This is a genomic window from Lutibacter profundi, from assembly GCF_001543325.1.
GTDB classification, from domain to species: domain Bacteria; phylum Bacteroidota; class Bacteroidia; order Flavobacteriales; family Flavobacteriaceae; genus Lutibacter; species Lutibacter profundi.
The window spans coordinates 1,896,913-1,921,678 of the sequence record NZ_CP013355.1 but is presented as its reverse complement, the minus strand read 5'-3'; the positions used below and the strand labels follow the sequence as shown (position 1 = coordinate 1,921,678).

Below are 24,766 nucleotides of genomic sequence, written 5' to 3'. Positions count from 1 at the left end.
TGTATTTTACAATAATTTTAATAAAACTATCATTGCGAACATAATCAATCTTTTGTTTCTTTTAATCGCTATGATGGTTTTTTATGTATGCTACAAATAGATAACATATCATTTGGTTACACTTCAAAAGAAGTACTAAAAAACATTAGTTTTAACGTAAACAATGGCGATTATATTGCTATTGTTGGTGAAAGTGGGTGTGGAAAAAGTACACTATTAGAAATTATTTATGGCTTATTACACCTTGATAAAGGGGCTGTTTATTGGAATGAAAAAAAATTACTAGGTCCAAATTTTAAATTAATTCCAGGTGAAGATTTTATGAAATATTTGCCACAAGATTTTGATTTAATGCCTTATATAACTGTTGAAGAAAATATTGGGAAAAATATTTCAAGTTTAGACCCAAATAAGCAACAACGCATACTAGAATTATTAGAAGTTGTTGATATGAATGATTTTTCAAAAACAAAGGTTAAAAACTTAAGTGGAGGTCAAAAACAACGTGTAGCCATTGCAAAAGTAATTGCAAAAGAACCTGAAATTTTATTATTGGATGAACCTTTTAGCCACATAGACAATTTTAGAAAAAACAAATTAAGAAGAAGTCTTTTTAAGTATTTAAAATCTAAAAATATTACCTGTATTGTTGCCACACATGATACAACTGATGCACTTTCTTTTGCTGATGAAATTTTAGTAATAAGAGATGGAAAATTAATAGCTAAAAACTCACCAGAACAATTATACAAAAATCCTAAAAGCGGATATGTAGCTTCATTTTTTAATGAAATAAATGAAATTCCATCAAGTGAAATAGATTCAAACATAACTTCAGAAAAAACAATTTTAGCATACCCAAATGAAATTAAAATTGTAAAAAAGTCAGCTATAAAAGCAACAGTAATTTCATCTTATTTTAAAGGAAATCACTATTTAATTGAAGCTAAATTAAAGAATACAATTGTGTTTTTCGAGTATGAGACTAAATTAAATAAGGGAGAAGAGGTATGTATTGATATAATTTAATGAGATTGCTCCCTACATAAGGGATGATAATAAATAGTAAGTTACCTTCCTATAAAAATAGGAATTTATATACAACTAAATTAGTGTACTTTTAAACTCCGGTACTTCCAAATCCACCAGCACCACGCTCAGTTTCACTCAATACTTCAACAATATCCCAGTCTGCACGTTCATGTTTTGCTATTATTAATTGTGCAATACGCTCACCATCATTTATCACAAAATTTTCAGTAGATAAATTCACTAAAATTACACCAATTTCACCTCTGTAATCAGCATCAATAGTTCCAGGAGAATTCAAAACTGTGACACCTTTTTTTACAGCCAATCCACTACGTGGACGAACCTGCGCTTCAAAACCTACAGGCAATGCAATAAACAACCCGGTTTTTACAATAGTTCGTTCTAAAGGTTTTAGTATAATTGCTTCTGAAATATTAGCGCGTAAATCCATTCCAGCAGATGCAATGGTTTCATAACTAGGCAATTCATGTCTAGATTTATTTATAATTTGTATTTTCATTGTTATAAGTTATAGAATTAGTTTATTTTATATTGTTTCTTTGATTGCGATAATTCGGATTCTTTTATAATCAGCAAACCATTTTCCATTTATAAAACATGCGGATTTTATTTTTTCTTGTACTTCGTTTTTAATTTCTTCAACATGTGCTGTTGTAACATTTTTAAAAAAAGAATTACCAAACATAGCAATCCAATCTTTAATTCCTGTATTTTTTTTAGCTAACGCTGTAGGTCTATCAAAATGCTGAGCCATAAGTACTCTAAACCCAGCAAATTCAAGTTTAGTTGTATATTCAGCAATAGAAGGAAAATACCATAATTGTAATTTTGATTGTTTTAAATATCCTCGTTTCTCCAAAGAATTTCTTAATGGATTAACAATTTTTTGAACATTTCCTTTTCCTCCAAACTCAAGAACAATTTTACCATTATTAGTTAAATTTTCATACATACTTTTTATAGCTCCTTTGTAATTTGTAACCCAATGAAGTACAGCATTTGAAAAAATAACATCAAATTTTTTGTTGAATGTAAAATTTGAAGCATCAGCAACAAAAAATTCTATATTTTTAAATTTAGATTTAGCATCAGCTATCATTTCGGGTGATTTATCTATCCCAATAACCTCATTTACTAATTTGCTAATTTTAAAAGTTAATTGCCCTGAGCCACATCCTAAATCTAAAACTCTTTCTTCTTTTTTCGGATTAAGAAGTTCAATTAAATCTTCACCATAATGATAAACAAAAGAATGTTTATCATTATAAAGTTTAGGATTCCACTTTGTAGTATTATTCATTATTTATTTGCTAATTATCGTTTTAAAATTGCTAGTATTTCTTTTTTTTCATTCCAAAAAATAAGCATTCCAAAAATTGTAACAAAAATTATAGAAACCAAATAATTTTCTCTAAAAAAACTAAAAGATAGTAATGAAATTATAATAGAAGCAATTAAATAACTACCAGATTTTTTTAAATTATAAGGAACAGGATAGTGTTTTTTTCCAATAAAATAAGAAAGCACCATCATAGCTCCATAAGCTAACAATGTAGCCCAAGCTGAAGCTATAAACCCAATAACCGGTATTAGAGTTATATTTACAATAATGGTAATTATTGCACCAATAATTGAAAACAACATTGCATACCGTGTTTTATCAGTTAATTTGTACCAAATAGCCAAATTGTGATAAACACCTAAAAATAAATTTGCCAATAACACAATTGGAACAATAATAATAGCATCCCAATATTGTTGGTTTATAAATAGCTGTTTTAAAAAATCGATAAAAACAACAATTCCCAGAAAAACTAAAGACCCTACAATTATAAAATAGTTTAAAATTCTAGCATAAATTTCTTTTGCATTTTTATGATTTGAATGATTAAAAAAGAAAGGTTCTGCACCTAAACGAAATGCCATAATATATAAATTCATAAAAATGGCTAGTTTATAGCAGGCCGCATAAATACCCATAGTATTTTTATCAATCATTTTACCAATTAAAATTTTATCTAAATTTTCATTAATTACATACGCAATGCCCGCAATAGCAATAGGCCAAGAGTAAGAAATCATTTTTTTAAATAAAGCAGTACTAAAACGCCATTTAAATTTTAGTAAATAAGGAATTAATAAAATAAGTGAGATAGCACTACCAATAGTATTAGCGATAAATATAAAATTAACAATTTCTGTACTATTAAAAATAGTGTTTAGCAAAGTTGGAATTTCTTTTCCGCTGTTTTTAAATTCAGGAATAAATTTTAAAAAAAGTAAGTTAATACTTACAATTATTCCAACATTTATTAATTTAATTACAGTATATTTTATAGGCTTGTTTGAAGCGCGCAGATAAGCAAAAGGAATTACAGCAAGCGTATCAATAGTTAAAATGGTAATTAATAATTTAAGTTGAAGTGGGTTATTACTAAAATCAAAAATAGTTGTAAAAAAATTTGAGAATAAATAAGTAGTAAAAACAAAAAGTAATGCTAAAAAAAATACACTAATAAAAGCAGTAGAAATTAAGGTGTCTTTTTTTTCTTCAGATTTATAAAACCGAAAAAAAGCAGTTTCCATTCCAAAAGTTAATAACACAGAAAATAATGCCGCCCAAATATAAAAGTTGGTGTTTTCAGCATAATTATTTGTGGGTAAAGCATCAGTATGAACACGAACCAATAAAAAATTAATTACACGAGGTAAAACAGCAGCAATTCCGTAAATAATAGTGTCTTTAAAAAATCTTTTAAGTGCGTTCAAAAGTGAGTTATGGTGTATAAAATTAACCGTATAAATGTACAAAAGTTTTTCTTTCTATTTAAAAGTATTACAACTAAAACAAAGCACCTATTTTTACTTTAAGAATTGTTAAGCTCTAATGTTTTGGTCTTAATCTTAGTTTGTTTACATTTGAATTCTAAATGTTTTATAAATGAAAAAAATCCCTAAAATTGCCGTTTTTGGTGGTGGAAGTTGGGCAACAGCCATAGTAAAAATGTTATGTGAAAATTTACATCAAGTTGGCTGGTATATGAGAAATCAAAATTCAATTGATTATATTAAAGAAAATGCCCATAACCCAAATTATTTAAGCTCTGCTGAATTTGATGTGAGTAAATTGTATTTATCAAGTGATATTAATGAATTGGTACGTTATGCAGATGTTTTAATTTTTGCAATTCCTTCAGCATTTGTTAAGGCAGAATTAGATAAAATAACGGAAGATTTTTCTTCAAAAATTGTGTTTTCTGCTATTAAAGGTATTGTTCCAGAAACCGGATTAATTGTTGGTGAGCATTTTAATAAAATGCATCAAATTCCCTTTGAAAATATAGGCGTAATTACAGGTCCCTGTCACGCAGAAGAAGTCGCCATGGAACGTTTATCATATTTAACAATTGCCTGTACTGATGTTAAAAAAGCAAGATTGTTAAGTAAATGCCTCGCTAGTAATTATATAAAAACAAAAACTTCTGACGATATTATAGGCTCTGAATATGCCGCAATGTTAAAAAATATTTATGCAATTGCAGCTGGTATAGCGCACGGATTGGGTTATGGAGATAATTTTCAATCGGTTTTAATGTCAAATTCTATTCGTGAAATGAAACGTTTTATTAAAAAAATACATAAAATGAAACGAAATATTAATAATTCAGCTTATTTAGGTGATTTATTGGTAACAGGGTATTCTGTTTTTAGTAGAAATAGAATGTTTGGTAATATGATAGGTAAAGGTTACACTGTTAAAAGCGCCCAAATGGAAATGAGTATGATTGCAGAGGGTTACTATGCCACAAAAAGCGCCTATTTACTGAATGAAAAAAACAAGGCTAAAACACCCATTATTGATGCTGTTTATGCAGTATTATATGAACACAAAAACCCAAAAAAAATTTTTAAAAAATTGACAGAACTATTAGATTAGCAATTAGTTATTTATTTTATTTCAAAAAAAGATTATAAATAACTGAAATAAAACTACCTTTGCACTTTAATATATTCTATTTATAAAATGAAAAAAGGTACAGTAAAATTTTTTAACGAATCTAAAGGATTTGGATTTGTAACAGAAGAAGGTTCAGGAACAGATTATTTCATGCACATTTCAGGCTTAATTGATGAAGTGAGAGAAGGTGATGTAGTTGAATTTGAACTAAAAGAAGGAAAAAAAGGTTTAAACGCAGTAAATGTTAAAGTAATTTAAGATACTACATTAGCTTTTTAGAAAAATTAGAACCAGTTATTTTTAACTGGTTTTTTTTGTCTAATTTTTTCACTTGATATAAATCATATATACAACATGAATGGTTTTGTAAATTTGAATAGAATTAATTTTATAAATTAAACAACGTTCAATATGGAATCAAAAATTGGGATTATATATGCTAGTGTTGATGGCCAAACATTAAAAATATGTAATAAACTTGTTACTATTTTAAAAAAAAATAAGCAAAATGTAACATTATTTTCAATTGATGATTTTAATGAAGACATCACCAATTTTAATAAGTTAATTATTGGTTCTAGCATTCGTTATGGTCTTCACCATAAAAAAATAATAGACTTTATTAATACGAATAAATTAAAACTAGATTCTATAAAAACAGCTTTTTTTTCAGTAAATTTAGTAGCTAGAAAACCAGAAAAAAATACGCCAACTACTAATCCGTATGTCATCAAATTTTTTAAAACTATTCATTGGAAACCTACAATAATTGAAGTTTTTGCAGGAAAATTAGATTATAAAAAATATCCTTTTTTTGATAGAATTATGATTCAGTTTATTATGTGGATGACAAAAGGACCCACAAATACCAATACGGAAATAGAGTATACAAATTGGGGAAAAGTAACAAAATTTGGAGAAAAAATCTCAGGGTTTTAACTAAAAACACCTGATAAATGTCAATTATTGTTATATTTGAGTATGCCAATTGGCATATTTAAACCTTGTAAATTGCTTCAAATGAGAATACTTTTATTTATAACTTTAACGCTATGTTCTTATTATTCTAAAGCCCAAGAACGCTTTTTAATTCAAGAAACAGATAGTATTCGGTTATTTGAAACATATTTATCAAATAATTCTAAAGCAAATGTGTTTCCATATTTGTATAACAAAGGATTAATTTATGTATCAAATAATAAAACAAAATACCACCACCTTTATTATTCTAATTTACAATCTAAACCTCAAAAAATAACGATAGATTCACGATTTCGTTTCGGTTCAGTTTCTCTTTTTAACAATGAAATTTACTTTACAGGAATTTCCAAAAAAATGGATAAAAGAGGATACTATAACTTCGCTATTTATAAAGGAAATTTTAAAAATTTTAAAATTTCAAAAGTAAAAAAACTTCCCTTTTGCAATAATAATTTTTCTTATTCAGACCCTTTTATCTCTCCAGATGGCAATCAACTGGTTTTAGTAAGTAATGAAAGAGAATTGGTACATATTATTGAATTTGTAAGAAATAAAAATAATGAATGGGTTCAGAAAAGTGTTGTTTTTATTTCTCATCCAAATTTCGACATTTTTAACCCAACTATATTTGATAAAAACACTATTTATTTTTCGTCAAATATTTTTGACGGAAAAATAAATGAAATTAATTATATTGTGAATGAGAGAGGTGAAATTGAAGTAGAAAGAGCGTATAGAGAAGAAGGTGATTTTAATATTTATAAAATTATAAGAATAAACGGAAAATGGGGTATTCCACAAAAGGCCAATAAATTTAATTCTGAATTTGACGAACTTGGAGTTTTATTTAATGCTAAAAAAAGCGGCTATTTAACTTCATTTAGGTTTAATAGTACTGATAATATTTATTATTTTGAATTGAAATAAATATGTGAAATAGTTAAAATTCTTGTTTCATATATTGATAAATATCATAACACCAACAAATTACATTCCGTAAATTCGTAAATTGTGTAATTAATAAAAGTTATTTTTAAGTATTTGCACCATTAAAAATAATTTCAAATAGGTTATTACTAAATAGAATACTCAAATTTAAAAGTATGAAAAAGCAATTAAACCTTGTAGAAAACACATTAAAATACATTACAAAAAAAAGTCACGAAGAAAAAGGATTTGAATTTTTAAAACAAGTTGCTAAGTACCTAAGTGAGGCGCTTAAGGTTAACTACGTTTTAATTAATGAGTACTCAAAAAAGGAGCCAAATATTGTAAAAACAATTGCATTTTATAGTACTGGTAGCATATTACCAAATATAACTTATAAATTAGCACACACACCCTGCGAAAATGTAATTGATAACAAAATTTGCATTTATCCTAAAAATATACAAACCCTTTTTCCTAAAGATTATTTGCTAGCACAAATGAATGCTGAAAGCTATATTGGTATTCCACTCTGGAGTTCTACAGGAGTGCCAATTGGGCTAATAATTATTTTAGATGATAAAGAACTAAAAGAAACCAAAACTATTTCAATAGCTTTACAAATAGTGGCTATAAAAGTAGCACAGGTTGTTGAAAAACAGCGTTATGAAAATAAATTAAAACGTCAAATAAAAGATTTAGAATTATCAAATAAAAAAATTAAAGAGAGTGAAAATAATTTAAAGGACGCACAAAGAATTGCAAAATTAGGGTATTGGAAATTAGATATTCCAACGAATAAATTAACCTGGTCAGATGAAATTTATAGAATTTTTGGTTTGAAACCTCAAGAATTTAACCCTACTTACAATGATTTTTTAGAGAAAGTACATCCAGAAGACAGAAATAAAGTAAATGAAGCCTACCTATCTTCCTTAAAAAACAAAACACCTTATAAAATAGAACACAGAATATTATTAGCAACGGGAGAAACAAAGTATCTTATTGAAAAATGCAATACAAATTACAATGATAAAGGAGAGCCTGTATCCTCAATAGGAACTGTTATAGATATTACAAAACAAAGAGAATCTGAAGAGCGGTACCGTGGATTATCAGAAGCTTCATTTAATGCCATTTTTCTTTCCGAAAAAGGAGTTTGTTTAGACCAAAATGCTACAGCAAAACAACTATTTGGGTATACAAATAAAGAAGCCGTAGGAAAACTAGCAACAGAGTGGGTTGTACCTGAAGATAGAACAATGGTTATGAATAAAATACTTTCAGGAAATGAGGAACCGTACGAAGTAAGGGCTTTACGAAAAGATGGCACAATGTTTCCAGCGAAAATACAAGCAAAGATGATGCTGTATAAAGGAAGAAATGTTCGCGTTACTGAACTTAGTGATATAACATTACACAAACAATTAGAAGAAACACTTAAAAAAAGTGAAGAAAAATTCAAAAAATTAGCAAATCTAACATTTGAAGGAATTTTAATACATAAAAATGGCGTTGTTTTAGATATAAATTTGGCATTTGAAAAAATGTTTGGGTACAACCTAGACGAAATTTATGGAAAAGATATTACACAAATTATTTATCCTAAAAAATACCATAAAACTATTTTAAAAAATAGAATTGACAAATACACTCAGGCCTATGAAATGGAAGCTATACGAAAGGACGGTTCTATTTTTCCTATTGAAGTTGAAGCAAGAAATATTATAGCAGAAGATGCACTAAGGGTTACCGCTTTTAGAGACATAACAGCACGCAAAAAATCAGAAAAAGAATATTTAAAACTATATACAGCAGTTGAACAAAGTGCCAATACAATTGTTATTACGGATACTGAAGGTAATATAGAATATACCAATCCAAAATTTACGGAACTTACAGGGTATACCACTAAAGAAGCGTTAGGGAAAAATCCAAGAATTTTAAACTCAGGAATTCAGCCTAAATCATATTATAAAAAAATGTGGGAAACAATTACTGCAGGAAAAATATGGAATGGTGAGTTTAGAAATAAATCTAAAAGCGGGAACTTGTTTTGGGAGAAAGTAACCATTACCCCTATTAAAAATAAGGAAGGAAAAATTATCAATTATTTAGCTGTTAAAGTAGATATAACCAACCGTAAACGTGCAGATCAAGAGCTAGAAAAGGCTACCAATAAAATTAAAGAAAGTGAAAAAAAGTTTAGAGAATTATACGAAAAATCTGGAGATGCTATTTTAATTATAAAAAATGGAATTTTTGTTGATTGTAACCAAGCTACAGTTAATATGCTTGGCTACAATACAAAAGAAGAGTTTTTAAATTTACACCCTTCAAAATTATCTCCAAAACAACAACCTGACGGGCTAGATTCTAATGAAAAAGCTAATAAAATGATGCAATTGGCTTTGAATCACGGAACGCATAGATTTGAATGGATTCACACAAAAAAATCTAAAAAAAATTTCCCTGTTGAAGTGTTGCTAACTGCTATTTCTAATGAAATTGAAAATGAAATTATACATTGTGTTTGGAGAGATATCTCTGAACGGAAAAAAGCCGAAGAGAATTTAAATAATGCTTTTGAATTAATTAAAAAAAGTGAAGAAGAATTAAATACCATTTTAAAAACAGCCAATGAAGGTTTTTGGATGATTAATAGAAAAGGTGCAACAATTGAAGTAAATCCTAAAATGTGTGATATTTTAGGCTACTCAGAAAATGAAATTTTAGAAAAATCGATATTTAATTTTGTTGATGAAGAAAATGCTAAAATATTTAAAAAACAACTTAAAATAAGAGGTTTAGGTTTGCCTTCAACCTATGAAATTGAGTTAAAACACAAGAGCGGAAATAGTTTAGCTTGTTTATTTAAAACCTCTCCAATTTTTAACAAAAAAAATATTAGAATAGGTTCATTTGCTATGGTTTCAGATATTTCTTCAATTAAAAAAGCATACAAAAATCTAGAAAATAAAAACAAAGAGCTAAGGAAACTTAGTGATGAATTGTCTATAAAAAACAACTTACTTATTGAAAGTAAAAATAAATTTAAAAATTTATTTGATAAAAGTCCAGTTTCATTGTGGGAGCAAGATTTTTCAGAAGTAATTAAATTACTGAACAAAAAGAAATCTGAAGGTATAGATGTAAACGTGTATTTAAATGAAAACCGAGATTTTTTAATTAAATGTATTTCGAAAATTAAGATATTAAATGTAAATAAAACAACACTTGAGTTATTAGGAATTAAAGATATTGAAGAATTGGTAATACATATTAGAAAAACAAATAATGAAATATCATTGAATACGATAAAAAAAGAGCTAATATCAATTATTTCAGGTGAAAAAGAATTTTTTAGTGAAACTCAATTAGTTAATAAAAATGGTGATAAATTACATGTTTTAGTGAAATCTGCAATGCTTAACAATAAAGGCAAAAATTTAGTTTCTATTATTAATATCACAGCCTTAAAAAAAGCAGAAAATGAACTGATAAAAGCTAAAGAAAAAGCAGAAGAAAGCGACCGTTTAAAGACCGAATTTTTAAATAATATGTCTCACGAGATACGAACTCCAATGAATGGTATTTTAGGATTTTCACAAATGCTGAACGACCCTGATTTAGATGATTCTAAAAGACAAACATTTGTAAATATTATTCAAAATAGCGGAAATCAACTCTTACAAATTATAGATGATATTTTAGAAATATCTAGATTAGGAACAAAACAAGTAAAAGTAATAAATGAAAAAGTTTGTTTGAATGATTTATTATTGGATTTATTTTCAATTTTTGATATTAAAGCGAAAGAAAATAAAACACCGTTGTATCTAAAAAAAGAGCTTTCAGATAGCCAAAGTACTATATTTACTGATAAAACTAAATTGAATAAAATAGTAAGCAATTTATTAGAAAACGCTATAAAATTTACAAATCAAGGATTTATTGAATTTGGATACACGCTAAGTAATAGTAATAAATTTCCTAAACTTAATATCTACGTTAAAGATACAGGAGTTGGCATAGAGACTAAAAAACATCAATTGATTTTTGAACGTTTTTCACAAGCAGAAAAAGAAATGTCTAAAAAAACAGGAGGTTTAGGTTTGGGATTATCTATAGCAAAAGAAAATACGGAATTATTAGGAGGTACAATTTCGGTTCAATCTAAAAAAATGGAAGGAGCTACTTTTATAGTTAGCCTTCCGTATAAGCCAGTTTTCAAAAATGAGATTATAGAAAAAACTAAAAATAGTTATAATATATTGATAGCTGAAGATGAAGAAGTAAATTATATGTACCTTGAGACGATGTTAAAAGATGTTATGAAATTAAATTGTAATGTTTTTCACGCTAAAAATGGAAAAGAAGCAGTTGATTTTTGTGAAAATAATACAACAGTTGATTTTGTGTTAATGGATTTAAAAATGCCTGTTTTAAATGGCTATAAAGCTACTGAACAGATACGAAAATTTAATGATACACTACCTATTGTTGCTCAAACGGCATATTCAACTGAACAAGATAAAGAAAAAGCCTTTTTAGCTGGTTGTACTAATTTTATTTCAAAACCAATAGATAAAGAAGAGTTTTTTGACATTATTAATAAAATTACATTAAATAAAACCCAGTAGTATTCTTCTTAAGAGAAGGTGTTTTGGTAATAGAAAATGAATTTAAAAAAAATATTTACAATAATTCATATTAGCTTAATTACGTTGTTAATTGTATTAAGCGTTCTCACACTTTTATTATTTCAAAAGATAACACATATTAAAAGTCATAATGAAGCCAAATTAAAATCATACGCAATAGCAAGTAAATTAAGAAAATCTTCTAATAATTTAACGCAGTACGCTAGAACCTATGTTTTAACTGGAGATAGTATTTGGAAAAAGAAATATGGGAAAGTTTTAAATATTTTAAATGGAAAAAAACCATGGCCTAATGGAAGAATTATTTCTTGGAAAGATAGTATTTCAAAATTTAATTTTTTAAAAGAAGAAGTTGATAAACTTGAGCTGGCTTTTCAAAATATTAATAATTTATCATATACAGAAAAAAAAGCAATCAATGCTATTGATGGTTTATTTGATGATGGCACAGAAAATTTTACAGTAAAAAAAGCACCCAATTTATTTTTAGCACGAACCATAATTTTCGATGATAAATATCAAGAAGATAAAACCAAGATATTAGAACTTATCGAAGATTTTTTTGTGATGTATCAAAAAAGAATTGGGAGAGAAATAAAAAAGCATGAAACTACTAGTTACTTATTACTTTGGGGTATTAATATTTTAGTAGTTATAATTATTATAATATCTACAATTTCATTTTTTAAAATAAAAAATAAGATTATTCTACAGCTTGAAGAATTAAAAAAAGCTAAAGAAAAAGCAGAGGAAAAAGAAAAGGAAAACAGAAAACTTTCTATTGCTGTCAATCAAAGTGCTAGCGTAATAGTTATTACAGATACAGCAGGGAATATAGAATACACTAACCCAAAATTTACTAAGGTTACAGGCTATACAGCTACAGAAGTTCTAGGAGAAAATATGAGAATTTTAAAAACAAATTACCACTCTAAAGAATTTTATGCTAAAATGTGGCAGGTAATTAAAAGTGGAAATACCTGGAAAGGGGTTTTTCGTAATAAATCTAAAACAGGAAAAGTTTTTTGGGAGCAAGCAACCATAACACCAATAAAGGATGCACATAACAATATTATAAATTTTTTAAGTATAAAAGAAGATATTACAGCAAGTAAAAAAACAATGCTAACCCTAAAAGAAAGTGAACGCAATTTAATAAAAGCACAAAAAATAGCTAAAATAGGGAGCTTTAATTTGAATTTAAAAACAATGATTGCTAAAACATCAAGCAATTTTGAAGCTATAACAGAATTTAATTTAGGCGAAATACCATTTGCCGTTTGGAGAGAAATTACCCATCCTGATGACGCTAAAAACAATCAAAAAGTATTCGAAAATTGCATTGAAAAAGGTGAAAAATTTGATTTAGAATATAGAATTATAACCATGAAAACAAAAAAAATAAAATGTATTCATGGATTAGGAGAAGTAATTTATAAAAATGGAGAACCTGTAAATTTTGTTGGAACAATTCAAGATATTACAGAGAGAAAAGAAATAGAACAAGAATTATTAAAAGCAAAAGAAAAAGCAGAAGAAAGTGACCGTTTGAAAACAGAGTTTTTAAACAACATGTCTCATGAGATACGAACTCCAATGAATGGTATTATAGGATTTTCAGAAATGTTAACAGCAAAAAACATAACCGAGGCAAAGAGAAAGTACTTTATAAATATAATTCAAAATAGTAGTAAGCAACTATTACAAATTATTGATGATATTTTAGAAATTTCTAAATTAGGAACCAGACAAGTAAAAGTAATTGAAACAAAAGTTTGCTTAAACGATGTTTTGTTAGAATTATTTTCAGTTTTTGATATCAAAGCGAAAGAAAATAACACACCACTATACCTTAAAAAGCCTCTCTCAAATGTAAAAAGCACCATTTTTATTGATAAAACAAAATTGATTAAAATAGTAAGTAATTTATTAGAAAATGCCATAAAATTTACAAACAAAGGATTTATTGAGGTTGGCTATTCCTTAGAAAACAAAATGTTAAATATTTATGTAAAAGATACGGGTACAGGAATAGATTCAAAATACCAAAAAAGAATTTTTGATCGTTTTTCTCGGGGTAATCATAAGCTATCTGAAAAAACAGGAGGTTTAGGATTGGGATTATCTATAGCAAAAGAGAATACAGAATTATTAGGGGGAGAGATTTCAGTACAATCCGAAAAGGGGATAGGATCTACATTTTTTATTTCTATTCCTTATAAGCCAGTAAATCAACATGAAAAAATTAAAGAAAAAGAAACAATTTTAGAGACAGAAAACAAACCTTTAAAATATACTATTTTGGTTGCTGAAGATGAAGAAGTAAATTATTTATTTATAGAGATAGTATTAATGGATAAAATAAAATTACCATGTACTATTTTACACGCAAAAAATGGACAAGAGGCTGTTGATTTTTGTAAAAATAATACGGCTATTAATTTAGTATTAATGGATATAAAAATGCCTGTTTTAAATGGATATAGAGCTACTGAACAGATACGAAAATTTAACACTACAATACCTATAATTGCCCAAACGGCTTATTCAACCCCTAATGAGATAGAAAAAGCATCTTTAGCAGGTTGTAATGATTTTATTTCGAAACCTATAAGTAAAAAAACCTTATTAGAAATAATAGATAAGTATTTGTTGAAGCAAGATGAAAAGTAGCACTAAAAACAGTTATTTTATTAAAATACCACGTTTGTTTAGTAAAGAAATAACCCTCAAAGCACCGTCATTAATCATTCCTTTTTTAAATAAAAATTTTTTGTCGTACATTACATTTTCTTCAAAAAAAGTGACATTAAAAACATTGGAAAGCTTTATTACATCATTAAGTAATAGTTCAACTTTTGCATAAGATTTTGCAGGAAGTTTCTCAATTTTATGCCTTAAAATAGCTGTTTCAATTTGTTTATTTTCATTGTACCCCTTAGAAACAATTAATATCATTTCTATATCAACATTTTTATTATTAATAATATAAGCATTCCAATCATCACATTGAAATTCATTATTGTATTCTTTGACAATAGCCATAGAAACACCTGTTACCTTAGGTATTTGAATATCTTTTTTCATAAAATATTGCGTAAAAAAACGATATTTATAAAATAGATTTAAATTGCTCTAAAAATCGCACATCATTTTCATAAAACATCCTAATATCTGGTATTTGATATAAAAGCATTGCAATACGTTCAATACCCATTCCAAAAGCATAGCCTGAATACACTTCAGGATCAATATTAGCGTTTTTTAAAACATTGGGGTCAACCATACCACAACCCATAATTTCTAACCAACCAGTTCCTTTGGTGATTTTATAATCAGTTTCAGTTTCTAATCCCCAATAAATATCTACTTCTGCACTTGGTTCAGTAAACGGAAAATAGGATGGTCGTAAACGAATTTTTGATTTCCCAAACATTTCTTTAGTGAAATATAGCAGCGTCTGTTTTAAGTCTGCAAAAGAAACGTCGGTGTCAATATACAATCCTTCAACCTGATGAAAAATACAGTGAGCTCTAGCAGAAATGTCTTCATTTCTAAATACACGCCCAGGAGATATGGTTCGAATAGGTGGTTTGTGATTTTCCATGTATCGTACTTGAACAGATGAGGTATGTGTTCTTAATAAAATATCAGGATTTTTTTCGATAAAAAAAGTATCCTGCATATCTCGTGCCGGATGATATTCAGGTAAGTTAAGAGCTGTAAAATTGTGCCAATCATCTTCAATTTCAGGCCCCTCAGAAACGGTAAAACCAATACGAGAAAAAACATCAATAATTTTATTTCTAACTATAGATATTGGATGACGAGAACCGAGTTCAACAGGATCAGAAGGCCGTGTTAAATCCCCGTAGATACCCTTTTGTTCACTTTTAATTTCGATAAGATCTTTTAAATGTGTTACTTTTTCTTGCGCTAAATTTTTTAACGTATTTAAAGCCGCACCAAAATCTTTTCTTTCTTTTGGAGCAACATTTTTAAATTCAGCAAATAAATCATTTAAAATTCCTTTTTTTCCTAAGAATTTAATTCTAAAACTTTCAATTTCATCTTTGGTGGTAGCACTAAATGCATTTACTTCACCAATCAATTTCGTTACTTTATCTAACATTTACATATAAAATTAGGTTGCAAATTTAAACAATTTTATTTTGAAAAGAAGGTTGTAAAGATAATTGCTTAATATACTTTTTTGTAGTCAAATACGGTATTTAAATTACTCGCAAAAAATATATATAAAAAGTGTTTCGAAAACGTTGTAAATAAGGAAAGTTTAGTAATAAAAAAAAATTAATTTTAATGTTTTTTAAAAAAAATACTTTAATTTTATAGGAAATACATTATAAACATAAAAATGATCTTTAAATTATGGAATCAGAAGTTATGGAACCGAAAACAACAAAACTAGAATTAAAAAAATTTATGGATTTAGTTAAGAAACGAAATCCACATGAACCTGAGTATTTGCAAGCGGTAGAGGAAGTGGCTGAAACAGTTGTTCCTTTTATTCTTAGTAATGAGATTTATAACGGTAAGCAAATTTTAACTAGAATGGTTGAGCCTGAAAGAGTATTAATGTTCAGGGTTCCTTGGATTAATGATTCTGGAGAAATAATAGTTAATAGAGGATATAGAATTGAAATGAATTCAGCAATTGGTCCTTATAAAGGCGGTTTGCGTTTTCACCCTACGGTAAATTTAAGTATTCTTAAATTTTTAGCTTTTGAACAAGTTTACAAAAATGCATTAACCACATTACCAATGGGTGGTGGTAAAGGAGGGTCGGATTTTGATCCTAAAGGAAAATCAGATGTTGAAATTATGCGTTTTTGTCAAAGTTTTATGAGTGAACTATTTCGTCATATAGGCCCTAATACGGATATTCCTGCAGGTGATATTGGAGTTGGAAGTAGAGAAATAGGTTATTTATTTGGAATGTATAAAAAATTAAGAAATGAATTTACAGGTGTTTTAACAGGCAAAGGAATGTCTTGGGGTGGTTCACTCATTAGACCTGAAGCAACAGGGTACGGTACCGTATATTTTGCGCAAAGTATGCTTGAAACTAGAGGTGATACGCTTAAAGGTAAAACAATTACGGTTTCTGGTTCTGGAAACGTAGCTCAATATGCTTGTGAAAAAGCAACGCAGTTAGGTGCCAAAGTAGTTACTTTATCTGATTCATCAGGATATATTTACGATGCAGAAGGTATAAATGAGGACAAACTAGCATTTGTAATGAATCTTAAAAATAACATACGTGGTAGAATTAGTGAATATGTTAAAGAATATCCAAATGCAACATTCTTTGCAGGAGAGAGACCATGGGGTATTAAGTGTGACGTAGCAATGCCTTGTGCTACCCAAAATGAAGTAAGCGGAGAGGATGCTAAATTATTATTGAGTAATGGATGTTATGTTATAAGTGAAGGCGCAAATATGCCTTCTACACCTGAAGCAGTTCACAATTTCCAAGCTGCTAAAATTTTATATGCACCAGGTAAGGCATCAAATGCTGGAGGTGTTGCAACTTCAGGATTAGAAATGAGCCAAAATTCTTTACGTATTAACTGGACTCGTGATGAAGTAGATAAAAGACTTAAAAAAATTATGGCTGATATCCATGACTCTTGTACAAAATACGGAAAAAACGAAAATGGTTATATAGATTATGTTAGAGGAGCTAATATAGCAGGATTTGTTAAAGTTGCCGATGCAATGTTAGCACATGGTGTTGTATAACAATTAATTTTATAATTAATAATTAAAAAGGGTTGTAAATAGCAATCCTTTTTTAATTATCAGAATTTATCTTGCTAAATTTACTGTAATTTATATGTAAAATAATATCTTGCATAGGTAATTTAATGCCTTTTTATAAATGAATAAGAATCCAATTCCCGATTTAAAATCATATCAATTTGAAGAAGTTGCATTTGATAAGTTAATGCAAAATAGAATACATAAAATTTTAATTGTTTGCTCTAACTATGATTATTATATGTTAGAAGAAGATGGTAGAATTGATGAACAAATTTTTAATGAATATACAGCTTTAAATTTACGATACCCACCAAGTTTTGCGCACGCAAACTCTGCAAAAAGAGCCATTAGAATGATGCAAAACCAAAATATTGATTTGGTTATTACTTGGTTAGATATTGGGAATGCTAAAACTATTGAAACATCAAAATTAATAAAAGAAGCCTTCCCAAATGTTCCAATAGCAGCTATTAGTCATTATTCAACTCAATTAAGAGAAAGGTTAAATAAAGAAAGTACAGGCGCTATAGACTATGTATTTCACTGGAATGGAAATGCCGATATTATACTAGCCATTATAAAGTTGACTGAGGATAGAATGAATGCTGAAAATGATATTGAGCATATTGGTGTAAAAGCTATTTTATTGGTTGAGGATTCGTTGAAATTTTATTCTAAATATTTACCGCTTTTTTACAAAGTACTTTTAAATCAAACTACCGCATTTATGTCAGAGGGGTTAAATGAACACCGTAGAATGATGTTGATGCGAGGACGACCAAAAATATTGTTAGCAACAAATTACGAAGAAGGGCTAAACCTGTTTGAAAAGTATAAAAACAACTTATTAGGTGTAATTTCAGATGTTTCCTATTTTAGAGGCGGCAAAAGAGATCCCAAAGCGGGTTTTAAATTTTTAAAATATGTACGAGGATTTAAACGCTATTTCCCTTTTTTAATTCAGTCTTCTGATAGTAATAATGAAAAACTTGCGTTAAAACTAAAGGGTAAATTTTTATACAAACATACCGATGCTTTAGAAGAAGAAATTAAAAATTATATCAATTACTATTTTTTGTTTGGAGATTTTGAATTTTGGGATCCTGTTCAGAAAAAAGTAATAGCCAAAGTGAAAGATTTAACAGCTTTTCAAAAAGCACTTTCAACAGTTACTCCCGAAGCCATAGTTTACCATGCTGAACGAAGCCAATATTCAAAATGGTTAAAATCAAGAGCTCTTTTTCCTTTGGCAAATTTATTCAGTAAAGTTGAACTTGAAGATTTTGAAGACCCTGAACAAATTAGAAAATTTTTAATTAAAGCAATTAGGGTATATAAAAGTTTTAGAGCTAGAGGTATAATTTCTAAATTTGATAAAAATAGATATGATGAATATTTAGGATTTGCTAGAATTGGAGATGGAGCGTTAGGAGGAAAAGGGAGAGGGCTTGCTTTTATAGATTCTTTTTTAAAGAGACATCGGTTAAATCAAAAATATAAAGACATTAACATTTCTATTCCAAGAACAGTGGTTTTAAGTACTGATGTTTTTGATGAATTTATTGAAAAACACAAACTAATTCATTTTGTTGCAAAGTGTAATAACGATGAAGAAATTTTAGAAAAATTTATTTCAAAACCTTTACCAAATTGGGTTTTAGAAGATATTGAGGCTTTTTTAAAAATAACAAAATCTCCCATAGCTATTAGATCTTCAAGTGTGTTAGAAGATTCTCATTACCAACCTTTTGCAGGTGTTTTTTCAACCTATATGCTGCCTAATACAGAAATTGGTAAAATGGCAGAAATGGTTTCAAATGCAGTGAAATCGGTAATGGCCTCCTCTTTTTTTATAAATAGTAAAGTTTACTTAAAAGCAACATCACACACCATTGAAGAAGCTAAAATGGCAGTAATTTTACAAGAAGTTACAGGGAAACAATATGCCGATGTATATTACCCAAATATTTCTGGTGTAGCACGTTCTATCAATTTTTATCCAATTGGAAATGAAAAACCAAATGAGGGTATTGCAAATATAGCCTTAGGCTTAGGAGAAATAATTGTTGGAGGAGGAAAAACCTTACGGTTTTCACCGTATCACCCTAAAAAAGTATTGCAACTTTCTTCTCCAGGTTCAACACAAAGAGATACGCAACAATACTTATATGGATTGGATATGAACCCTGATAGTTACAAGGTTTCAACAAGTGAAGCTATTAATAAAAAGAAAATTTCTATTCGTAGAGCAGAAAAGCATGGCTCGTTAAAATTTGTGGCATCAACTTACGATTTACAAAATAATGTAATTCGTCCAGGTGTTTTACATGACGGAATTAGAGTAATTACTTTTGACAATATTTTAAAATACAACACATTTCCATTACCAGAAATTTTACAAGATTTATTGCGTATTAGTCAGCGTGAAATGAGAAACCCAATAGAAATGGAATTTGCTGTAAATTTAGATGTTCCAAAAGGAACACCTAAAGAATTTAGTTTTTTGCAGATAAGACCAATTGTTGAAACGAATGAAAATATGACTAAATTACCAGATGATTTTGATAAAAAAGACACGATAATTTATTCAGAGTCTGCTTTAGGAAATGGGAAATATGATTATATATATGATTTTGTATATGTAAAACCCGAAACTTTTAATTCGGCAAATACCAGAGAAATTGCTACAGCAGTTGAACAAATCAACAAAAAATTTGTAGAATCACAAAAACAATACATTTTAGTTGGACCTGGAAGATGGGGTTCAAGTGATCCATGGCTAGGAATACCTGTTATTTGGCCTCAAATTTCTGCTGCTAAAGTAATAGTAGAATCAGGATTAAATAATTTTAGAATTGACCCAAGCCAAGGAACACATTTTTTTCAAAATTTAACATCATTTAAAGTGGGCTATTTAACCATAAACCCTTTTATAAATGACGGTTTTTTTGATTTAGAATATTTAAACAAACAAGAAGCAGTTTATGAAGATACTTACTTAAGGCACATTCAATTTAAAGAGCCTTTATGTATTATTATTGAAGGAAAAAGTAATAAAGCAGCAATCTACAAAGCAGGTTTTAAACTAAAAACAAATCAAGAATCGTTAGAAGAATCTATTGATGATTTACCTCCAGATGGATTTATGTAAAAATAGTTATAATTCCGTAGATAAATACAAATAATTGGGGGGGTAATAAAAGTAACAAATCAATAAAATTATTGAGATATTTTATAAAAATTGCAATAAATAAAAGTATTTTTGCTTAAAATTTAAATTATTTAATTTTTAATAGGTATTAACAATAAAATTATGAATGTACAAGAGATATTAACAAACTTGGAAACGAAGCATCCGGGTGAAAAAGAATACTTACAAGCAGTGCATGAAGTATTAGAGTCTATTGAAACAATTTACAATGAAAACCCACAATATGAATCGGCAAAAATAATTGAGAGATTGGTTGAACCTGACCGTATTTTAACTTTTAGAGTTTCATGGGTAGATGATGAAGGAAATGTTCAAGTTAATTTAGGGCATAGAGTTCAATTTAACAATGCAATTGGACCATATAAAGGTGGAATTAGATTACACCCAAGTGTAAATTTAAGTATTTTAAAGTTTTTAGGATTTGAACAAATTTTTAAAAATGCACTAACAACATTACCTATGGGAGGCGGGAAAGGTGGTTCAGATTTTAATCCGAAAGGAAAATCAGATGCTGAAATTATGCGTTTTTGTCAGGCATTTATGCTAGAATTATGGCGTATTATTGGTCCAAGTACTGATGTTCCCGCAGGAGATATAGGTACAGGAGGTAGAGAAATAGGTTTTATGTATGGAATGTATAAAAAACTACAACATGAAAATGCAGGAGTTTTAACAGGAAAAGGATTAAATTGGGGAGGTAGTTTAATAAGGCCTGAAGCAACAGGTTATGGAGCTACTTACTTTACTAATGAAATGCTAAAAACTCAAAATGATTCTTTTGAAGGAAAAACCGTTTGCCTTTCTGGATTTGGAAATGTTACTTGGGGTGTTGCCCTAAAAGTTACTGAATTAGGCGGTAAGGTAATTACAATTTCTGGCCCTGATGGTTATGTGTACGATGAAAAAGGATTAGATGAAGAAAAAATAGATTATTTACTAGCTTTAAGAGCTTCAAATAATGATATTGTTTCGCCATATATTGAAGAATTCCCAGAAGCTAAATTTATTCCAGGGAAAAAACCTTGGGAAGTACCTTGTGATATTGCAATGCCTTCAGCAATTCAAAATGAATTAAATGGAGATGATGCAAAACAATTAGTATTTAATGGTGTAAAATATGTTATTGAAGTATCTAATATGGGTTGTACACCTGATGCTATTGATATAATCCTTAAAAATAAATTACCATTTGCTCCTGGTAAGGCTGCAAATGCAGGAGGAGTTGGAGTTTCTGGATTAGAAATGTCCCAAAATGCTATGAAACTTAATTGGACGAAAGATGAAGTTGATGCAAAATTACATCAAATAATGTCTTCAATACATATTGCTTGTGAAAAATACGGAACAGAAGATGATGGTTATGTTAATTATGTAAAAGGTGCAAATATTGCAGGTTTTATTAAGGTTGCAGACGCAATGTTAGATCAAGGAATCGTTTAAAATTTAAAATAGAATTTTAATTATCGAGGCTGTCTAAAAAGTAATTATACTTGTCATTTTGAACAAAGTGAAAAATCTCAACATCTTGATATATAAGTGTTTAATTTCAAGGAGATTCTCCATTTACATTCAGAATAACACTTTTTAGACAGCCTCTTTTGTATGTTTAACGTATGGGTGTAAGCATAAATGATAAAAAAATTATTCATGTAGATATGGATGCGTTTTTTGCATCGGTGGAACAGCTTGATAATCCCAAATTGAAAGGCAAACCAATTGCGGTTGGAGGTGGTGGCGAACGAGGAGTTGTAGCGGCCGCCAGCTATGAAGCACGCAAATTTAATGTTCGTTCAGCTATGAGCGGCAAACAAGCTAAAAAAAATTGTCCGCATTTAATTTTTGTAAAACCTAGATTTGAACGGTATAAAGAAATCTCTCAAAAAATTAGAGCTATTTTTTATGATTATACCGACTTGGTAGAGCCTTTATCTTTAGATGAAGCCTATTTAGATGTAACGGAAAATAAAAAAGGAAATCCGTCAGCGAGTTTAATCGCTAAAGAAATTAGAACTAGAATTTTTAAAGAGTTGGGATTAAACGCTTCCGCAGGAATTTCAAATAGTAAATTTGTTGCTAAAATTGCTTCAGATATTAATAAACCAAACGGACAAAAAACAATTCCACCCGAAGATGTAATCTCTTTTTTAGAAGAATTACCTATTGAAAAATTCTTTGGAATAGGAAAAGTAACTGCTTCTAAAATGTACAATTTAGGTATTTTTAATGGCAAAAATTTAAAAGATAAAAGTGAAGAATTTTTAAAACAACATTTTAAAAACTCAGGAACGCATTATTACAATATTGTTCGTGGAATACATCATAGTGAAGTAAAACCAAACAGAATAAGAAAATCAGTAGCAGCTGAACATACTTTTGCAAAAAATTTAACTTCTGAAATATTTATGCTAAAAAAACTAGATAAAATTTCAGAAGAATTAGAGCAACGATTAATTCGTTCAAAAGTATCAGGAAAAACCATCACTTTAAAAATAAAATACAGCGATTTTAAAACACAAACTCGTAGTAAAATACTTCCTTATTTTGTAAAAAATAAAGCTATTTTATTTGAAACAGTTAAAGAATTATTGTTTCAAGAAAAAATATTGAACTCAGTACGTTTATTAGGTATTTCAGTTACTAACTTAAACATTCATTCTAAAAAAACAGAAAAAATAATTGATATTCAACTAAAATTTGAATTTTAAAAAGAAACGTAGGTATCCACTAGGTAGTCTAAAAACTACTGAAAGGAGTTATTCTAAATTTATTTTAGAATCTCAATTTATAGATAATCAATAGGTATGAGAACCTGCAATAAATTTAGGTTAACGAAAATTGCACGTTATAGACAGCCACTTATTCCTTTACTTCAACTCCAACTCAGTAACCAAGTAAATAGGAATTACAGCAAAGATTTCTTTATGATTCTTCTAATGTATAAATTACATTTCTATCTTCTAAATAATTTAAAAAATAGTAAAAACACGCTTCGTATTTACCAACTAATTCTGGAGGAAAAACACCTTTTTCTTTAAATAATCCTTCTAAAAATAGATTTGCTGCTGCTGCTGCTGTATAACCTGTACACCGTGCCATAGATGAAGTTTTGGTTTTCGCACAATATCTATCTAATAAATTATAAGTTATTTCCTTAACTTCACCTTTGTTATTTTCACCTTTTACAGTAACTCTCATAACGGTAAGTTCATCTTCTGTTTCACCCAACTTCCACTCGTTAAATAGAATTTTGGAAGTAAACGCTAATGGAGAAACTTCGACACCATTAAAATTGATTTTTTTTTCATTAAAGAAACCACTTTCTTTGAACACTTTTATATATTCAACATGGCCAGGATATCGCAATGTTTTTTCTTTCATATTTTTAATATGAGGCATGGTAAAAATAATTGAACGTAACCCATCAGAATTGAAAGATTCCAAGGTGCCAACACCTTCAATATCCACAAATTCACAATCTGATAATGCTTCCTTTACAATAACATTTCCATTTTCTACATAACGTGCTGGGCGTGTATATTCTTCAATAACATCAACGGGCGAAAAAGGAGCTTTGTAATTGAAAGGCCACTTTTTCACTTTTGGTAGTCCGCCAACTAAACATTGAAAATCTGTGAGTTTTAATTTTTCATTATAATACCCTAAAATAATATTATCCATTCCCGGAGCCACTCCACAATCTACAATTGCAGTAACATTATTTTGTTTGGCTAAATCATTTAATTCTAATGAGTTTTCTGGGAAAAAGGAAATATCAACTACATTTTTTTTCGCTTCAATAATGGTTTTTAAGGTTTCAAACCCTAAAAAACCAGGTACTGCACAAACTACCAAATCAAAAGGTTGAAGTGTTTGTTTAAGATTTTCTTTTTGGGTTACATCTAATTGTAAAGTGGTAAGCAAATTACATTTATTTTTTGAAGATTGAAGTGCTTCTTGGTTAAAATCTGCTAAAGTTACAGTATGTTTTTTAGTTAAATCAATAGCAATAGTTCTTCCAACCATGCCAGCTCCAAGTACAATAATGGTATGCATTTTAGCGTTTTTAAAAGTGAATAAAATTTAATAATAAAGTAAAATGTTGAAATTCTTTTAAGAAATTAAAGAGAAAAACTATAATCCTGGAATTAAAATCCAAGGCATTTCTGAGAGGTGTTTTCTACCAAAAAA

Annotated in this window: 17 protein-coding genes; 11 read left to right on the top strand and 6 right to left on the bottom strand. The window is 28.4% G+C overall.

Features of this window, described 5'->3' with window-relative positions:
• The first annotated feature begins 87 nt into the window (after positions 1-87).
• Entirely contained in the window at positions 88-1,029 is a 942-nt protein-coding gene (locus tag Lupro_RS08530; protein ID WP_068208713.1) for an ABC transporter ATP-binding protein, read from the top strand.
• 91 nt (positions 1,030-1,120) lie between these two features.
• On the opposite strand, the gene dut is transcribed toward Lupro_RS08530, so the two are convergent.
• From dut to Lupro_RS08515, 3 genes are read right to left on the bottom strand one after another with little or no spacing between them, the layout of a single operon-like run.
• The gene (gene dut / locus Lupro_RS08525) at positions 1,121-1,552 is read right to left on the bottom strand and encodes a dUTP diphosphatase (RefSeq protein ID WP_068208711.1); all 432 of its coding nucleotides are present in this window, start codon (positions 1,550-1,552) and stop codon (positions 1,121-1,123) included.
• Between the two features lie 27 nt (positions 1,553-1,579).
• The gene (locus Lupro_RS08520) at positions 1,580-2,353 is read right to left on the bottom strand and encodes a class I SAM-dependent methyltransferase (protein ID WP_068208709.1); all 774 of its coding nucleotides are present in this window, start codon (positions 2,351-2,353) and stop codon (positions 1,580-1,582) included.
• Positions 2,354-2,367: 14 nt separating this feature from the next.
• Positions 2,368-3,822, bottom strand: coding sequence for an oligosaccharide flippase family protein (locus tag Lupro_RS08515; protein WP_068208706.1), 1,455 nt, complete (start codon positions 3,820-3,822; stop codon positions 2,368-2,370).
• 172 nt (positions 3,823-3,994) lie between these two features.
• On the opposite strand from Lupro_RS08515, the gene Lupro_RS08510 reads away from it, so the two are divergent.
• The 6 genes from Lupro_RS08510 to Lupro_RS08485 all read left to right on the top strand — a co-directional run bounded on the left by Lupro_RS08510 (position 3,995) and on the right by Lupro_RS08485 (position 14,256).
• Entirely contained in the window at positions 3,995-4,990 is a 996-nt protein-coding gene (locus Lupro_RS08510; RefSeq protein ID WP_068208704.1) for an NAD(P)H-dependent glycerol-3-phosphate dehydrogenase, read from the top strand.
• Positions 4,991-5,077: 87 nt separating this feature from the next.
• Positions 5,078-5,269 carry a cold-shock protein gene (locus Lupro_RS08505; RefSeq protein ID WP_068208701.1) on the top strand — a complete coding sequence of 64 codons (192 nt, stop codon included), beginning with the start codon at positions 5,078-5,080 and terminating at the stop codon, positions 5,267-5,269.
• A 153-nt stretch (positions 5,270-5,422) separates the two neighbouring features.
• The gene (gene hemG, locus Lupro_RS08500) at positions 5,423-5,950 is read left to right on the top strand and encodes a menaquinone-dependent protoporphyrinogen IX dehydrogenase (RefSeq protein ID WP_068208698.1); all 528 of its coding nucleotides are present in this window, start codon (positions 5,423-5,425) and stop codon (positions 5,948-5,950) included.
• 81 nt (positions 5,951-6,031) lie between these two features.
• A complete protein-coding gene (locus Lupro_RS08495) occupies positions 6,032-6,919 on the top strand; it encodes a TolB-like translocation protein (RefSeq protein WP_144439122.1) in 888 nt (295 codons plus the stop codon).
• Positions 6,920-7,095: 176 nt separating this feature from the next.
• A complete protein-coding gene (locus Lupro_RS08490) occupies positions 7,096-11,562 on the top strand; it encodes a PAS domain S-box protein (RefSeq protein ID WP_068208692.1) in 4,467 nt (1,488 codons plus the stop codon).
• Positions 11,563-11,598: 36 nt separating this feature from the next.
• A complete protein-coding gene (locus tag Lupro_RS08485; protein ID WP_068208689.1) occupies positions 11,599-14,256 on the top strand; it encodes a PAS domain S-box protein in 2,658 nt (885 codons plus the stop codon).
• A gap of 12 nt (positions 14,257-14,268) precedes the next feature.
• Here Lupro_RS08485 and Lupro_RS08480 read toward each other — a convergent pair whose 3' ends face one another.
• Together Lupro_RS08480 and pheS are read right to left on the bottom strand one after the other, a co-directional pair.
• Entirely contained in the window at positions 14,269-14,670 is a 402-nt protein-coding gene (locus Lupro_RS08480; RefSeq protein WP_068208686.1) for a hypothetical protein, read from the bottom strand.
• Positions 14,671-14,695: 25 nt separating this feature from the next.
• Positions 14,696-15,715: a phenylalanine--tRNA ligase subunit alpha gene (gene pheS / locus Lupro_RS08475; protein ID WP_068208683.1), complete on the bottom strand. Its 1,020-nt coding sequence runs from the start codon at positions 15,713-15,715 to the stop codon at positions 14,696-14,698.
• A 257-nt stretch (positions 15,716-15,972) separates the two neighbouring features.
• Between pheS and gdhA (Lupro_RS08470) the strand changes: the two genes are divergently transcribed.
• From gdhA (Lupro_RS08470) to dinB, 4 genes are all read left to right on the top strand, one after another.
• Complete coding sequence (gene gdhA, locus Lupro_RS08470) at positions 15,973-17,346, top strand: NADP-specific glutamate dehydrogenase (protein ID WP_227807434.1); 1,374 nt, start codon at positions 15,973-15,975, stop codon at positions 17,344-17,346.
• A 139-nt stretch (positions 17,347-17,485) separates the two neighbouring features.
• Complete coding sequence (locus tag Lupro_RS08465) at positions 17,486-20,518, top strand: PEP/pyruvate-binding domain-containing protein (protein WP_068208682.1); 3,033 nt, start codon at positions 17,486-17,488, stop codon at positions 20,516-20,518.
• Positions 20,519-20,680: 162 nt separating this feature from the next.
• Positions 20,681-22,018, top strand: coding sequence for an NADP-specific glutamate dehydrogenase (gene gdhA / locus Lupro_RS08460; RefSeq protein ID WP_068208681.1), 1,338 nt, complete (start codon positions 20,681-20,683; stop codon positions 22,016-22,018).
• A gap of 173 nt (positions 22,019-22,191) precedes the next feature.
• Positions 22,192-23,283 (top strand): DNA polymerase IV, encoded by a 1,092-nt coding sequence (dinB, locus tag Lupro_RS08455; RefSeq protein ID WP_068208680.1) that lies wholly within the window; start codon positions 22,192-22,194, stop codon positions 23,281-23,283.
• 214 nt (positions 23,284-23,497) lie between these two features.
• Here the strand turns inward: dinB and Lupro_RS08450 are convergent, their stop codons facing one another.
• A complete protein-coding gene (locus Lupro_RS08450; protein WP_068208678.1) occupies positions 23,498-24,631 on the bottom strand; it encodes a saccharopine dehydrogenase family protein in 1,134 nt (377 codons plus the stop codon).
• Positions 24,632-24,766 lie beyond the last annotated feature (135 nt).